Source organism: Paraburkholderia caribensis, assembly GCF_002902945.1.
In the GTDB taxonomy this organism is placed as follows: Bacteria; Pseudomonadota; Gammaproteobacteria; order Burkholderiales; family Burkholderiaceae; genus Paraburkholderia; species Paraburkholderia caribensis.
The window spans coordinates 3,138,350-3,153,438 of record NZ_CP026101.1 but is presented as its reverse complement, the minus strand read 5'-3'; the positions used below and the strand labels follow the sequence as shown (position 1 = coordinate 3,153,438).

General features: G+C 62.9%; 13 protein-coding genes. 7 read left to right on the top strand and 6 right to left on the bottom strand.

The window, feature by feature from the left end:
* Positions 1-17: 17 nt before the first annotated feature.
* On the bottom strand, positions 18-569 hold the full coding sequence (locus C2L66_RS13940; protein WP_036002518.1) for a hypoxanthine-guanine phosphoribosyltransferase: 552 nt from the start codon (positions 567-569) through the stop codon (positions 18-20).
* Between the two features lie 153 nt (positions 570-722).
* Entirely contained in the window at positions 723-2,090 is a 1,368-nt protein-coding gene (gene ffh, locus C2L66_RS13935; RefSeq protein ID WP_054929028.1) for a signal recognition particle protein, read from the bottom strand.
* Between the two features lie 80 nt (positions 2,091-2,170).
* On the opposite strand from ffh, the gene C2L66_RS13930 reads away from it, so the two are divergent.
* The 7 genes from C2L66_RS13930 (at position 2,171) to C2L66_RS13900 (ending at position 10,400) form a co-directional block, all read left to right on the top strand.
* Positions 2,171-3,115, top strand: coding sequence for a cytochrome C assembly family protein (locus tag C2L66_RS13930; protein WP_054929027.1), 945 nt, complete (start codon positions 2,171-2,173; stop codon positions 3,113-3,115).
* Positions 3,116-3,120: 5 nt separating this feature from the next.
* Entirely contained in the window at positions 3,121-3,456 is a 336-nt protein-coding gene (locus C2L66_RS13925) for a PP0621 family protein (RefSeq protein WP_054929026.1), read from the top strand.
* Entirely contained in the window at positions 3,453-4,073 is a 621-nt protein-coding gene (gene ampD, locus C2L66_RS13920) for a 1,6-anhydro-N-acetylmuramyl-L-alanine amidase AmpD (RefSeq protein WP_054929025.1), read from the top strand. Before C2L66_RS13925 ends, ampD begins: the two co-directional genes overlap by 4 nt.
* 496 nt (positions 4,074-4,569) lie before the next feature.
* Positions 4,570-7,563 carry a ribonucleoside-diphosphate reductase subunit alpha gene (locus C2L66_RS13915; protein ID WP_060599657.1) on the top strand — a complete coding sequence of 998 codons (2,994 nt, stop codon included), beginning with the start codon at positions 4,570-4,572 and terminating at the stop codon, positions 7,561-7,563.
* A 571-nt stretch (positions 7,564-8,134) separates the two neighbouring features.
* Positions 8,135-9,358, top strand: a complete 1,224-nt coding sequence (locus tag C2L66_RS13910; RefSeq protein ID WP_054929023.1) for a ribonucleotide-diphosphate reductase subunit beta — start codon at positions 8,135-8,137, stop codon at positions 9,356-9,358.
* 79 nt (positions 9,359-9,437) lie between these two features.
* A complete protein-coding gene (locus C2L66_RS13905; RefSeq protein WP_082433725.1) occupies positions 9,438-9,764 on the top strand; it encodes a hypothetical protein in 327 nt (108 codons plus the stop codon).
* 30 nt (positions 9,765-9,794) lie between these two features.
* Positions 9,795-10,400, top strand: coding sequence for a histone H1-like DNA-binding protein (locus tag C2L66_RS13900; protein WP_036003902.1), 606 nt, complete (start codon positions 9,795-9,797; stop codon positions 10,398-10,400).
* Between the two features lie 896 nt (positions 10,401-11,296).
* Here the strand turns inward: C2L66_RS13900 and C2L66_RS13890 are convergent.
* The 4 genes from C2L66_RS13890 to tpx all read right to left on the bottom strand — a co-directional run bounded on the left by C2L66_RS13890 (position 11,297) and on the right by tpx (position 15,036).
* On the bottom strand, positions 11,297-12,436 hold the full coding sequence (locus tag C2L66_RS13890) for an IS481 family transposase (protein ID WP_060599658.1): 1,140 nt from the start codon (positions 12,434-12,436) through the stop codon (positions 11,297-11,299).
* A 469-nt stretch (positions 12,437-12,905) separates the two neighbouring features.
* Positions 12,906-13,394: an outer membrane lipoprotein gene (locus C2L66_RS13885; protein ID WP_036002534.1), complete on the bottom strand. Its 489-nt coding sequence runs from the start codon at positions 13,392-13,394 to the stop codon at positions 12,906-12,908.
* 88 nt (positions 13,395-13,482) lie between these two features.
* Positions 13,483-14,427, bottom strand: a complete 945-nt coding sequence (locus tag C2L66_RS13880; protein ID WP_060599659.1) for a carbohydrate kinase family protein — start codon at positions 14,425-14,427, stop codon at positions 13,483-13,485.
* 108 nt (positions 14,428-14,535) lie between these two features.
* A complete protein-coding gene (gene tpx, locus C2L66_RS13875; protein WP_007743647.1) occupies positions 14,536-15,036 on the bottom strand; it encodes a thiol peroxidase in 501 nt (166 codons plus the stop codon).
* Between the last annotated feature and the right edge of the window lie 53 nt (positions 15,037-15,089).

The following is a 15,089-nucleotide window of genomic DNA, read 5'->3' as shown; positions in this document are numbered from 1 at the left end:
CGGCGAACAGGAAAGCGTCAGGCGCCTTCCGTCAGCGCGCGGATAGTCGGCAGATTGCGCCAGTAGCCTTTCGCGTCCATCCCGCAGCCGAACACGTAACGGTCGGGCACTTCGAAACCGCAGAAATCCGGGTGCAGCGGCTTCGCCTTCTGAAGGATCTTCTCGCACAGCACGGCGCTCATGAAGCGCTTCGCGCCCATATCCATGATGCGGTCGCGGATCGCGGCCATCGTCTCGCCTTCATCGAGGATGTCGTCGAGCACGAGCACGACGCGGTCCTTCACGGAACCCGAAGGCGCGACTCGCCATTGCATCTCGGCGCTGCCCTTGATCGCGTTGCGATAGCGGGTGAGGTGGATGTAGTCGAACTCGAGCGGGAAATCGAGGTGCGGCAGCAGCATGCCTGTGAACACCGCCGCGCCGCCCATCACCGACAGCACGAGCGGAAAGTCTTCGGCCATCTCGGCGCGGATCGCGTCGGCCATGTGGCTGATGGAGGCGTTGACGTCGCTGGCCGAAACGATTTCTTCGGAGTGACTGAAAATGTGGAGAGCTTCTTCGCGATTCATGACGTCGGACGGGCGGTAACTGTATACATAGTGTGAAAGACAACGACCCTGCGCGCTACAGCATATACCCGCGTCTGGTTCGGCATACGCGCCGGGCCGTGGTGGCCGCCGCGCGCTCGCATTGGCCGGCGAGCGCACAGCGGCCGGCAAGGATCAGCGCATGCCCGGCAACATGCCCTTCATGCCGCGCATCATTTTCTGCAGATTGCCGCCCTTGAGCTTTTTCATCATCGTGCGCATCTGGTCGTACTGGTTCAGCAGGCGGTTGACTTCCTGCACCTGCACGCCCGCGCCCGCGGCAATGCGGCGCTTGCGCGTCGCCTTGATCAGATCGGGCTTCGCGCGCTCCTGCGCGGTCATCGAGTTGATGATGCCTTCCATGCGGCGCATCTGCTTTTCGGCCTGGCCCATGTCGGCATTCGACGCGGCCTGCTGGAACTGCGCGGGCAGCTTGTCCATCAGCGACGACAGACCGCCCATCTTCTTCATCTGTGAAAGCTGCGCGCGGAAATCGTTCAGATCGAAATCGCCGCCTTTCTTGACCTTGTCGGCGAGCTTTTGCGCGGCTTGAACGTCGACGCCGCGCTGCGCTTCCTCGACGAGCGCGAGAATATCGCCCATGCCGAGAATCCGGTTCGCCATGCGGTCCGGATAGAAGATTTCGAGGCCGTCGAGCTTTTCCGCCACGCCGACGAACTTGATCGGCTTGCCCGTCACGTGACGCACGGACAGCGCCGCGCCGCCGCGCGAATCGCCGTCGAGCTTGGTCAGCACGACGCCCGTGAGCGGCAGGGCGTCGTTGAAGGCTTTGGCGGTGTTCACGGCGTCCTGACCGAGCATCGCGTCGACGACGAACAGTGTTTCGGCCGGATTCAGTTCCTTATGCAGCGCGGTGATTTCGTTCATCATCGCTTCGTCGATACCGAGACGGCCGGCCGTGTCGACGAGCAGAACGTCGTGATAGTGGCGCTTCGCCCAGTCGACGGCGGCGCGCGCGATTTCGACGGGCTTCTGGTCCGGCTGCGACGGGAAGAAGTCGGCGCCGACCTGTTCGGTCACCGTCTTCAACTGCGCGATAGCGGCGGGGCGGTACACGTCGCACGACACCGTCAGTACTTTCTTCTTGTACTTCTCGCGCAACAGCTTTGCGAGCTTGCCGACCGTGGTCGTCTTACCCGCGCCCTGCAGGCCGGCCATCAGGATGACGGCGGGCGGCGTGACGGCGAGATCCAGTTCGACGGCCTTGCCTTCGTAGTCGCCGCCGATCACGGCCGTCAGCTCGCGCTGCACGACGCCGACCAGGGCCTGACCCGGCGACAGGCTGGCGATCACTTCCTCGCCGAGCGCCTTTTCCTTCACCTTCGCGATGAAGTCGCGCACGACGGGCAGCGCCACGTCCGCTTCGAGGAGTGCGAGGCGCACTTCGCGCAGCATCTCCTGGGTATTCGCCTCGGTGAGCCGGGCTTCGCCGCGCAGCGTCTTGACGACGCGCGCCATCCGTTGAGTGAGGTTGTCGAGCATGGGGGGCGATGAGCAGTGCGGCCGGCTCCGTCACCGCGCGAGACCGGCGGACTTTGGAGGGCCTGGTGTAAACTTCGAATATGGATATTGTACTGTATGCCCTCACTGCGCTCCTGTACGGCGGTCTCGCCGTCGCGGGCTGGCGCGCGCACCGGCAGGCGGCGGCCGCGCCGCTGATCGGGAGCGTGTCGCCGCTGTCTCCCGCTGCGCCGCTGCCGGCGGGCGGGCGAGGGCTGGCGGCCGCCTCCGCCGGCATGTCGATTACCACGCGCGTCGTGCTTCTCGTCGCGCTGCTCGCGCATGGCGTGCTGCTGCACACCACCATTTTCCCGCACGACGCGATGGTGTTCGGCTTCGCGTTCGCGCTGTCCGCGATGTTCTGGCTCGGCGCGGGCATCTACTGGATCGAGAGTTTCTTTTTTCCGCTCGACGGCTTGCGTCTGCTCGTGCTGCCGCTCGCGTGCATTGCGTCGCTGCTGCCGCTCGTGTTCAACGGCGTGCACGTGCTGTCGTACGCAGCCGATCCGCTGTTCAAGCTGCACTTCCTGATCGCCAACGTCGCGTATGGTCTGTTCGTGATCGCCGCGCTGCATGCGGTGCTGATGCTGCTGGTCGAGCGGCGTCTGCACGCGATGCGCGGCGGCGGCGGTCTCACGCGGCAGAGCGCCGCGAGCAACGACGGCTGGCTGTCGAGCTGGCTCGACACGCTGCCGCCGCTCCTTACGCTGGAGACGCTGCTGTTCCGCCTGATCGGCGCGGGTTTCGTGCTGCTCACGCTGACGCTGGTCTCGGGCATCCTGTTCAACGAACAATTGCTCGACCGCGCGCTGCAGCTCGATCACAAGACTGTGTTCGCGCTGCTGTCGTGGATCATGTTCGGCGCGCTGCTGACGGCGCGCAAAGTGTCGGGTTGGCGCGGCCGCGCGGCATTGCGCTGGGTGCTTGCGTCGTTCGTCGCGCTGCTGCTTGCGTATGTCGGCAGCCGTTTTGTCTTCGAGGTGCTGTTGCACCGCCCTGTGGTCTGAGTGTCATGCGACAAATTTTTCTGCTGATTCTGTTGTTCATCGTTGGCCAGTGGCTGGTGAAGGCGCTGCGTCGCGCCGACGCAGCGCGCACGTCGGCGCGCACGGGAGCGGGCGGCGACGCCGGCGCGAATGCGCGCACGGGCGCGCGCGCCAATGGTCACGCGAGCGGTACTGCGAACGGCAAGCCCGCAGGCCAGCTCGCCGAGCCGATGATCCGTTGCGCCCAATGTGGCGTGCATGCGCCGAAGAGCGATTCCGTGCTCGTCGCGGGCCAGACGTTCTGCTCGCACGATCACGCGCAGCGTTACGCCACCCGCCCGACGGGTCGCGACGCGCGATGACGGGCCACGCCACCGCGCGTTTCACCGTCGATGCAACCGGCTGGGTCAACGAAGCGCGCAAGCTGCCGTCGCCCAATTTCGAGGTGCGGCCAAATGGCGCGCGTCCAACGCTGATCGTCGTCCACAACATCAGCCTGCCGCCGAACGAATTCGGCGGTACGGGCATCACCGATCTCTTCCTCAACCGGCTCGATTGCGACGCGCATCCGTACTACGACGCGCATCTGCGCGACGTGCGGGTGTCCGCGCATTTCGTGATCCATCGCGACGGCGCGCTGGAACAGTACGTATCGTGCGACGAACGTGCGTGGCACGCGGGCGCGTCCAGCTTCTTCGGACGCGAGCGCTGCAACGACTTTTCGATCGGCATCGAGCTCGAAGGCAGCGACGCATCGCCGTTCGAAGCGGCGCAATACGCGACGCTCGCGCCGCTCGTGCAGGCGCTCGCGGCGCACTACGCGATCGAAGCGCTCGCCGGCCACTCGGACATCGCGCCGGGCCGCAAGACCGATCCCGGTCCGCACTTCGACTGGCCGCGTCTGCAGCGCGACACCGCGCTCGCCGATCAGTACTTCCCCTATCTGCATCCGTCGACGCGCGCGCCGATAACGCCGTAAGCGCGTGAATTTTTCTGCGCGGTATCCAACAGACAGCGCAAGCGCATTGTGAATGCGCGTCTCTTCCCCGACAGCTTTTTCCGACGCGGGCATCGCAAAAGTCAAGATCATCAGACCAAATAAAAGAATTTGCGATGGCGGTTCAGTACACTATACTTCGTGCCGTTAATCAGTTTTTGCACAAGATGTTGTGTTTCAGGCGGCGCCCCGCTCTATGAGCATGGCGCCGTCGGCATTACCGGCACTGAAAAACCTGATGCGGCGCAACCAGTTACGAGAACCGGTGCGTCGGCAAATTCGAAGAAAAGGCGCAGCCAAGTGATCGCGACACACACAACGTTGAAGTACGTCCCGACGGATCTGTCGCATCCGGCCTCTCTGTTGCAAGGTTCCCGCTGTTCCTCTTCTTCATCCTCATCGCATGCGTCCGGGGTGGCGCAGCGTTTGTACTAATCCGCGGTAACTCCGCACTATTCCAAGACCAGGAGCTTTGCACATGCAAACCACCGACAACGTGACGACCCGGTTCGAAGGCGCACCCGCTGGCCGCCCCGAAGCGCTCGCACAGGGCGCAGCAGCGCTCGCGCCGCAGACGAGCTACGCCGACTACAAGGTGATCCGTCGCAATGGCAGCGTGGTGTCGTTCGAGCCTTCGAAAATCGCCATCGCCGTGACGAAGGCGTTTCTGGCCGTCAACGGTGGTCAGGGCGCGGCGTCGGCACGCGTTCGCGAACTGGTCGAGCAACTCACGCAGAACGTCGTGCGCGCGCTGGTGCGCAGCCGCCCGAACGGCGGCACGTTCCATATCGAAGACATTCAGGATCAGGTCGAACTCGCGCTGATGCGCACGGGCGAGCACAACGTCGCGCGTGCTTACGTGCTGTACCGCGAGAAGCGCAGCCAGGAACGCAGCCATGAGCCGGAAGTCACGGCAGGTGCGTCGGGCCTGAACGTGACCGACAACGGCATCACGCGTCCGCTGGATATGGCAGCGCTGCGCGGCATCATCGAATCCGCCTGCGCGAATCTGGGCGACGCAGTGAGCGCCGAGCCGATCGTCACGGAAACGATCAAGAACCTGTACGACGGCGTGCCGATGAGCCAGGTCTACGACTCGGCCATCCTCGCTGCGCGCACGATGATCGAAAAGGACCCGGCCTACAGCCAGGTGACGGCTCGCATCCTGCTGCACACGATCCGCCGCGAGATCCTCGAAGAGGAAGTCACGCAAGCCGAAATGGGCGAGCGCTATGCCGAGTACTTCCCGCTCTTCATCAAGCGTGGCGTGCAGGCCGAACTGCTCGACGACAAGCTGCTGCAGTTCGACCTGAAGCGCCTGGGCGCCGCGCTCGACGCGAACCGCGACCTGCAGTTCGGCTACCTCGGCTTGCAGACGCTGTATGACCGCTACTTCCTGCACGCCGACGGCACGCGCATCGAAATGCCGCAGGCATTCTTTATGCGTGTCGCGATGGGTCTGTCGCTGAACGAGATCGACCGCGAAGCGCGCGCGATCGAGTTCTACAACGTGCTGTCGTCGTTCGACTTCATGTCGTCGACGCCGACGCTGTTCAACTCGGGCACGCGCCGCTCGCAACTGTCGTCGTGCTACCTGACGACGGTCGACGACGACCTCGACGGCATCTACGAAGCGCTGAAGGAAAACGCGCTGCTGTCGAAGTTCGCCGGCGGTCTGGGCAACGACTGGACGCGCGTGCGCGCGCTCGGCTCGCACATCAAGGGCACCAACGGCAAGTCGCAAGGCGTCGTGCCGTTCCTGAAGGTCGTCAACGACACGGCCGTCGCCGTGAACCAGGGCGGCAAGCGCAAGGGCGCGGTGTGCGCGTACCTGGAATCGTGGCACCTCGACATCGAAGAATTCCTCGAGCTGCGCAAGAACACGGGTGACGACCGTCGCCGCACGCACGACATGAACACGGCGAACTGGATTCCCGACCTGTTCATGAAGCGTGTCCACGAAGGCGGCGACTGGACGCTGTTCTCGCCGTCCACCTGCCCGGACCTGCACGACCTGTTCGGCGCCGACTTCGAGAAGGCCTACACGGCTTACGAAGAGAAAGCGGCGCGCGGCGAGATCAAGCTGTTCAAGAAGATCCCGGCGGCGCAACTGTGGCGCAAGATGCTGGGCATGCTGTTCGAAACGGGCCATCCGTGGATCACGTTCAAGGATCCGTGCAATGTGCGCTCGCCGCAGCAGCATGTCGGCGTCGTCCACTCGTCGAACCTCTGCACGGAAATCACGCTGAACACGAGCGACACTGAAATCGCCGTCTGCAACCTCGGCTCGGTGAACCTCGTCGCGCATCTGAAGGAGCAGGCCGACGGCACGGTGGCGCTCGACCACGACAAGCTGAAGCGCACGATCAGCGTCGCGATGCGCATGCTCGACAACGTGATCGACATCAACTACTACGCGGTCGCGAAGGCGCGTAACTCGAACCTGAAGCACCGTCCGGTCGGCATGGGCATCATGGGCTTCCAGGATTGCCTGCACGTGCTGCGCACGCCGTACGCCTCGCAGGAAGCCGTCGAGTTCGCCGACCGTTCGATGGAAGCCGTCTGCTACTACGCATACTGGGCGTCGACGGAACTGGCGGAAGAGCGCGGCCGTTACGCGACCTACCGCGGCTCGCTGTGGGATCGCGGCATCCTCCCGCAGGACACGCTGAAGCTGCTCGAGGAAGCGCGCGGCGGCTACATCGAAGTCGATTCGAGCGAATCGATGGACTGGGCGTCGCTGCGCTCGCGCATCGCGACGTACGGCATGCGCAACTCGAACTGCGTCGCGATCGCCCCGACGGCGACGATCTCGAACATCATCGGCGTGTCTGCATGTATCGAGCCGACGTTCCAGAACCTGTACGTGAAGTCGAACCTGTCGGGCGAATTCACGGTGGTGAACGACTACCTCGTGCGTGATCTGAAGGCGCGCGGCCTGTGGGACGAAGTGATGGTCGCCGACCTGAAGTACTTCGACGGCTCGCTGTCGCGCATCGACCGCGTGCCGGGCGACCTCCGCGCGATCTACGCGACCGCGTTCGAAGTCGATGCAACGTGGCTGGTCGAAGCGGCGTCGCGCCGTCAGAAGTGGATCGACCAGGCGCAGTCGCTCAACATCTACATGGCAGGCGCGTCAGGCAAGAAGCTCGACGAGGTCTACAAGCTCGCGTGGCTGCGCGGCCTGAAGACGACGTACTACCTCCGCACGATGGCGGCGACGCACGTCGAGAAGTCGACGGTCGCGCACGGCGCGCTGAACGCAGTGCCGTCGAGCGACGGCGGCGCGGGTGGTGCCGGCGGCGCAGCGGGCGGCTTCGGCGTCGGCGGCGGTGTGGGTTCGTCGGGTGTGACGGGCGGCTTCCAGGCATCGGCGGCGGCGGCAGTCGAGGCTGCGCCGGAAGCGGATGGTCCCGTGTGCATGATGCGTCCGGGCGATCCTGGCTTCGAAGAGTGCGAAGCCTGCCAGTAAGCGCAACGCTTCATATAGTAGTGAGTCAGCCGCCGGCGCTCGCCGGCGGTAGCAGCAGACAGGCAGCAAATCAGCAGCAAGCGATGAGCGGAGTCGGCCGAACGCACCGCTCATCGCGACACGAAGCCAGCGTGGCGCTCGTGGCAGTCGCAACAGAGAAGCACGCGACGCAACGAGGAACATCGCGTGCTACACCTCAGCGACATGTGCGAGAAAACCCTGAACGGCGCTCGCATGATGAAGGCGTAGCGCGAGCGACGAGATGCCGATGCATCGCGCGCCCAACGCGCTTCGCACGACACGCGCAACGCAAGCGAAGCAGCAACGTTTCGAGTTCGGAACAACGCAGAAGCAACGCATACGCATCACTGAAGCAACGCGCTTTCGATCGTGCATCGCGCTTCATCGACACACGTTTCGATCGAATCGCAACGCGTGACCTTCACACACCAATGAACAAAGTGTTGTATGTAGGTCGCAACGCGATTCGAAAACAGGATTTTTCATGAGCGGACCCTTTTAACGCTCGTGAAAAGATGGTACAAACCGATCTAAATTGATGGTGACATTTATGCTCAACTGGGATGACGAGATCACTGCCGTAACTCCCTCGAGTGCTTCGCAACAAAACGTGTTGCGCAACGCTGCGGGAACGGCCGTCGGTTCGCAAGTCGAAACGCGTTCCGCTCATCAAGCTCCCTCGGCTCAAAACATCTTCGCGAACGACTTCGCAGTCGCTCCGCCGGCACAGACCAACTCGCCGGCAGTCGCTTCCGAAGCGCGCGTGAATGTCGCCGACAAACGCATCATCAACGGCCAGACCGACGTCAATCAGCTGGTGCCGTTCAAGTACAAGTGGGCGTGGGAGAAGTACCTCTCCGGTTGCGCGAACCACTGGATGCCGCAAGAAATCAACATGTCGCGCGACATCGCGCTGTGGAAAGACCCGAACGGTCTGACCGAAGACGAGCGCCGCATCGTCAAGCGCAACCTCGGCTTCTTCGTGACGGCCGACTCGCTCGCCGCGAACAACATCGTCCTCGGTACGTACCGCCACATCACGGCGCCCGAATGCCGCCAGTTCCTGCTGCGCCAGGCGTTCGAAGAGGCGATCCACACGCACGCATACCAGTACATCGTCGAGTCGCTCGGTCTCGACGAGGGCGAAATCTTCAACGCGTACCATGAAGTCGCGTCGATTCGCGCCAAAGACGAATTCCTGATTCCGTTCATCCACACGCTGACCGACCCGGCCTTCAAGACGGGTACGCTCGAGGCAGACCAGAAACTCCTCAAGTCGCTGATCGTGTTCGCGTGCGTGATGGAAGGGCTGTTCTTCTACGTCGGCTTTACGCAAATCCTGGCGCTCGGCCGCCAGAACAAGATGACGGGCGCGGCGGAACAGTACCAATACATCCTGCGTGACGAGTCGATGCACTGCAACTTCGGCATCGACCTGATCAACCAGATCAAACTCGAAAACCCGCATCTTTGGACGGCTGAGTTCCGCGCGGAGATCCGCGAGATCTTCAAGGCTGCGGTCGACCTCGAATATCGCTACGCAGAAGACACGATGCCGCGCGGGGTGCTCGGCCTCAATGCGTCGATGTTCAAGAGCTATTTGCGCTTCATCTGCAACCGCCGTTGCCAGCAGATCGGTCTCGATCCGCTGTTCCCGAACGAGGAAAACCCGTTCCCGTGGATGAGCGAGATGATCGACCTGAAGAAGGAGCGCAACTTCTTCGAGACTCGGGTTATCGAATATCAGACCGGTGGCGCGCTGTCCTGGGAATAACCCAACGCGTCGCATATGTATTTGATGGGGTTGCCGCTGGCTGTGCCGCGGCAAGTTTGGTGAGGAGCATGACCGCCTGATGCAGAGCGTGCCCGGTGCGCCGTGGATTACCACGGCCTATAAAGATCACAGGCACTTTGCGAACCCTTCAGTGGGATGGGCAAACTTCCCCCCGGAAAAAGCCGTTCGCTACAGAGCGAGCGGCTCGATCAAACGATTCGCGGCGTCGAGATCCGGCGCCGACTGGACTTGGCGCGCTGTGCCCGATGGCACGGCGCGCCTTACCGTATTCATTAGCGTAAGCGCGCTGGAGCTGCGTACGCCGATGAATAGCCCGCTTCGCAGTGGCCGCCGTGAGAAGCGTCCGCGGGAAGCGGGTTTTGACGAAGGGTGTAGTTTGAACTGACTCTCATCTGAAAACCTGAAGGAGAAAATGATGGCACTCGCCAAGAAGAAACCGGCAGCCAAGAAGGCTGCAGCGAAGAAGGTCGTTGCGAAGAAGGCTGCTCCGGCGAAGAAGGCAGCGGTGAAGAAGGTTGCCGTGAAGAAGGTCGCTGCGAAGAAAGTCGCCGTGAAGAAGGTTGCAGCGAAGAAGGCTGCACCGGCGAAGAAGGCAGCTGCGAAGAAGGTCGCAACGAAGAAGGTTGCAGCGAAGAAAGTCGCCGTGAAGAAGGTTGCAGCGAAGAAGGCAGCACCGGCGAAGAAGGCTGCAGCGAAGAAGGTTGCGGCGAAGAAAGTCGCCGTGAAGAAGGTTGCTGCGAAGAAGGCAGCGCCGGCGAAGAAGGCTGCAGCGAAGAAGGCCGCTGCGAAGAAGGCGCCTGCGAAAAAGGCTGCCGCCAAAAAGGCTGCGCCTGCGAAGAAGGCTGCCGCGAAGAAGGCCGCTGCGCCTGCGAAGAAGGCTGCCCCTGCGAAGAAGGCTGTTGCGAAGAAGGCAGCACCTGCTCCGGCTGCGCCCGCTGCTTCGACGGCGCCGGCTGCTACGGTGAAGACGGCTCTGAACCCGGCTGCAGCATGGCCGTTCCCGACGGGCAGCCGTCCGTAAGAAGTGACGCACGTGAGTGCGTCGGTTGATTGAGTGGCGGTTGTTGCTCGATCAGCGTTGATCCCGTCGCCGGGTGACTGGTGGCGGGATTTTTTGTTTTTTGGTTTTGGTTTTGGTTTGTCTTCGACGATGGGTTCTGTTGTGGCTGGGGCATTTGCTGGGTTGCTCTTGCTCGCGCTTTTGCTTTCGCTGGCATCCGCGAATTGTTAGCGTGCTTCAGGCGTCGCCGTTTGGTGTTTTGGCCTGTTCGCTGGCATCCGCGCTTCGTTAGCGTGCTTCACGCGTTGCCCCTGTGCGGGGCGGCACCTACTTTTCTTTGCCGCCGCAAAGAAAAGTAGGCAAACGAAAGCGGCTCACACCGCCAGCGCTTGACGTTTGCCCACGGGCCCCCAACGTCCCCACGTTTCACACGGCAGCGCAGTTGTTCACAGTTCGTTGCCAACGCTCTGAATGAGCGCCTCACCCGCTTCATGCCCCCGCGTCATACCAAGCCGTGCCAGATAGTCCACGGCCGCCCAGGTGGCAAACTGTGTGTAGGCCCTCGGTGCTCCACACGCTTCACTCCAGACCAATAGCGCACGCGCCCCACCCGGTAAGAGCGCCAGGCCATACGACGCGACAACCTACACACAGTTTGCCACCTGGGCGGCCCATACCATTCGCTACCGCTGGCTCAAGCACGGGTATTCGAGGCGGGTGAGGCGTTGATTCGAAGCGTTGGCAACGGGCGCCAACCACGGCACTGGCGTGTGAAGGATGGGGACGTTGGGGGCCCGTGGGTAAACGTCAAGAATTGGCGGTGTGAGCCGCTTTCTTTTGCCTACTTTTCTTTGCGGCGGTGTACAGACTGGAGACATGGTTGACACATGTACAGAGACATCGCTGACACATGATAGTCAGGGTTTTGCTGCCTTCAGGTCAAGTTTTGCGACCCGCTGATGGGCGAACCAGATGTCGATCACACCGTCTTCGTCCTCGCTCGGGCGGGCGGCCACCTGCAGTCCCTTGAGTGCGATCGAGAGCTTCAGTTTCTCGCCGCGCACGCGCACCACGCCGCTTGAGTTGACCCGTAAAACCTCGTCGCCGCAGCGGTATTCGGGCTCTGGCAGCCGCCCAGGCATCCTGCGCAGGCTGCACGCGTAGCGGGTGAGCGGCACCGCCATTCCCAGTGCCTCGTGCGGACGCTCGGTGTTGTACACCTGCCGCCAGCGATCCAGTTCCCGCTGCACGTGCTCGTGCGTGGTGAACGCATGCCGCTGCAACACTTCGGCCTTCAGCGAGCGGTGAAACCGTTCATCCTTGCCGTTGGTCTGCGGGTGATACGGCCGGCTATAGCTCACATGGATGCCCAGCCGGATCAGCCAGACCGCGAGCTCGGTGAGCTGGCCCGGCGCGCTGGGCGAGCCCCATGGCGCGCCGTTGTCGGTGTTGATGCACGAAGGCAGCCCGTAGCAGCGGAACGCCCGCTCCAGCGCTTCCTGCACGACCTGCGTGGTGGTGCGCGAGCAGGCGCTCAGCACGACGTTGTAGCGCGAGTGGTCATCGATGACCGTCAATGGCGCGCAGCGTCCGCTCTCCAGGGTCGGGAAGTCACCCTTGAAGTCCATCTGCCACAGCGAGTTCGGATACTCGTGCTCGAAGCGCTGCCAGTGCTGGCGCTGGCGCGACGCCTGTTCATCGATGAGCCCGTGACGGCGCAGGATCTCAGTGATCGTGGCGGGCGCGGGAATCTGTGTTTCGCCCAGATCGCGCAGGCGCTGGGCGATCTTGCGCCCGCCCCAGCCGTGCGCCTGGCGCATTTCGAGCACCCGCGCCTCGATGGTCTGCGCTGAGCGTTTGGGACTGTGATGCGGGCGGCGGGAGCGGTCGGCCAGGCCCTTGATGCCTTCCGCCCTGTGACGGGCCAGCCACTTGTAGCCGGTCTGGCGGGTGATCGTGTATTTGCGGCACAGTTCGCTGAACGCGAGCGCCTGTGTGGCGGCCTCACGGACGAAATCTTCGCGGCGATTCATGATGTCTTTTACATCCCAGGGCATGGTTGAAAATCCGGGCGTTTGATTACCCGAAAGTGTCAACGATGTCCCTGTACACCTGTCAGCGATGTCTCCAGTCTGTACACGGCGGCAAAGAAAAGTAGGTGCCGCCCCGCACAGGGGCGACGCGTGAAGCGAGCTAACGAATCGCGGATGCCAGCGATAAGGCCAAAACACCAAACGGCGACGCGTGAAGCACGCTAACGAAGCGCAGATGCCAGCGAAAAGGCCGAAACACCAAACGGCGACGCGTGAAGCACGCTAACGAATCGCGGATGCCAGCGAAAAGGCCAAAACACCAAACCGCGACGCGTGAAGCACGCTAACGCATCGCGGATGCCAGCGCAAAGCCCAAACAAAACCCGACCGACCGCCCCCAAAAGGCAAAAAAAAACGCATGCACAGGGGAGCACATGCGTGTGAGGTTGCCGTCACAGCGCTTCCACGCCGCCGGCAGGGAAAAAAGAAAAGCTCAATGCGTGACGCGAGTCACACCACCACTCGACAACAGCCGCACCCTCTCGCCAGCGCGAAAAATCTCACCCGTCGCACTTTGCGTAATGGCGCGCATATCGCCGTTATCCAGCCGCACGGTAATCTCGACGCCATCGCGCATCGCCGTGCTGTTCTCGATCGTGTTACCTGCGACAGCGCCCGCAAGCCCGCCAACAATACCCGTCAGTATCGAACCCCGCCCGCCGCCGATCGCGCTGCCAGCCACCGCGCCAAGCGCACCGCCACCAATCGCCCCGATCCCGCTAGGCTGGCCATTGTTCGAGCTGATCTTGACCGCGCGCACGCTGTCGACAACGCCCATGCGCACCGTCTCTTCACGCTGCGCCTGCGATGACGTATAGACATCAGCAGAACTGCTGTTGTACGCACAACCCGTCATGGCGAGCGAACCCGCAATCACCGCGCCCAGTACCAGGCGACTCAACGTACGACTCGTTGTTTTCATTCCCTTGACTCCAAACGGGCTCGCTTCGAGCCCCTCAAACCCGACCGGTCAGGCGCAGCGCATGCGCAGCAGGCACGATCCGCTTGCGTCAGGCGCCGTGCGGCAGTTCGTAACCGAATGCCTGCTTGAACCGTTCGTTGATCTCCGCGCGCGAAGGCGCGTAATTCTGCGGCCCTTGATGCTCGATCTTGAGCGCGCCCATCAGGCTCGCGAGACGGCCGGTGGTCGCCCAGCCCAGATCCTTCTCGATGCCATACAGCAGGCCACCCCGGAACGCATCGCCGCAACCCGTGGGGTCCAGCACCTGCTTCGCCTTGACGGCCGGAACCTCTTCGATGCCGCCTGCATGGTGAATCTGCGCCCCGTGCTCGCCACGCGTCACGATCAGCGCATCGACGTGGCTCGCGATCTCTTCGATCGACCAGCCCGTCTTGTTGCTCACCAGCGCAGCTTCGTAATCATTGACTGCGACGTAGGTGGCAAGTTCAATCATGCGGCGCAGCGACGCGCCGTCGAAAAGCGGCAACCCTTGACCCGGATCGAAGATGAACGGAATGCCCGCCGCCGCGAACTGTTCGGAGTGCTGGATCATCCCGTCGAAGCCGTCCGGCGCGACGATGCCAAGCTTCACGCCGGGCTGGTCCGCGCGATTCAGATGCGACTGCATCATCGCGCCCGGGTGGAATGCCGTGATCTGATTGTTTTCGAGGTCGGTCGTGATCATCGCCTGCGCCGAATACGTGTCGGGCAGCACGCGCACGTGCTGTTTCGACAGGCCGAGCGCGTCGAGACGATCGATGTACAACTGCGCGTCGACGGCGCCGAGCGTCGCCATGATATGTGCGTCGCCGCCCAGCAGATGCAGCGAGTAGGCGATATTGCCCGCGCAGCCGCCAAACTCGCGGCGCATCGTCGGCACAAGGAAGCTGACGTTCAGGATGTGGACCTGTTCCGGCAGGATGTGCTCCCGAAAGCGCCCTTCGAAGGTCATGATGTTGTCGTAGGCGAGCGAGCCGCAAATCAGCGTAGCCAAGGCGAGCGTTCCTATAAGTGTCGATCGGATAAAAAAGGGTGCGACGACGTGACAGCGCCGCGCCCGGAGTGAAACGGGCGCGGCGCTGTGTCGACGCAAATATGAAGCTTACTTCAGCGCGGCGAGCGCTGCGTCGTAGTTCGGCTCGTTCTTGATTTCGCTGACGAGCTCGGCGTGCACGACCTTGTCGTTTTCGTCGACGACGACGACGGCGCGCGCCGTCAGGCCCGTCAAGGGACCGCTCGTCACGTCGACGCCGTACGCCTGCGCGAACTCATGGCCGCGGAAGGTCGATGCCGTCACGACGTTTTCGATGCCTTCCGTCGTGCAGAAGCGCGAAGCCGCGAACGGCAGATCGCCCGACACGACGATCACAGCCGTGTTGCTCAGCTTCGCGGCCGCTTCGTTGAACTTGCGCGTGGAGGTTGCGCAGGTCGGCGTGTCGAGGCTCGGAACGATGTTCAGCACCTTGCGCTTGCCCGCGAAATCGGCGAGCGTCAGCGGCTTCAGATCCTTGCCGACGAGCGAGAAGGCGGGCGCCGCCTGGCCCACGGACGGGAACGTGCCAGCGACTTCGATCGGGTTGCCACCCAGCGTGACTTGACTCATGTTGTGCTCCGAAGATTCGTCAGGGATTGACGGGATGCGCGCCCGGTTCGTGC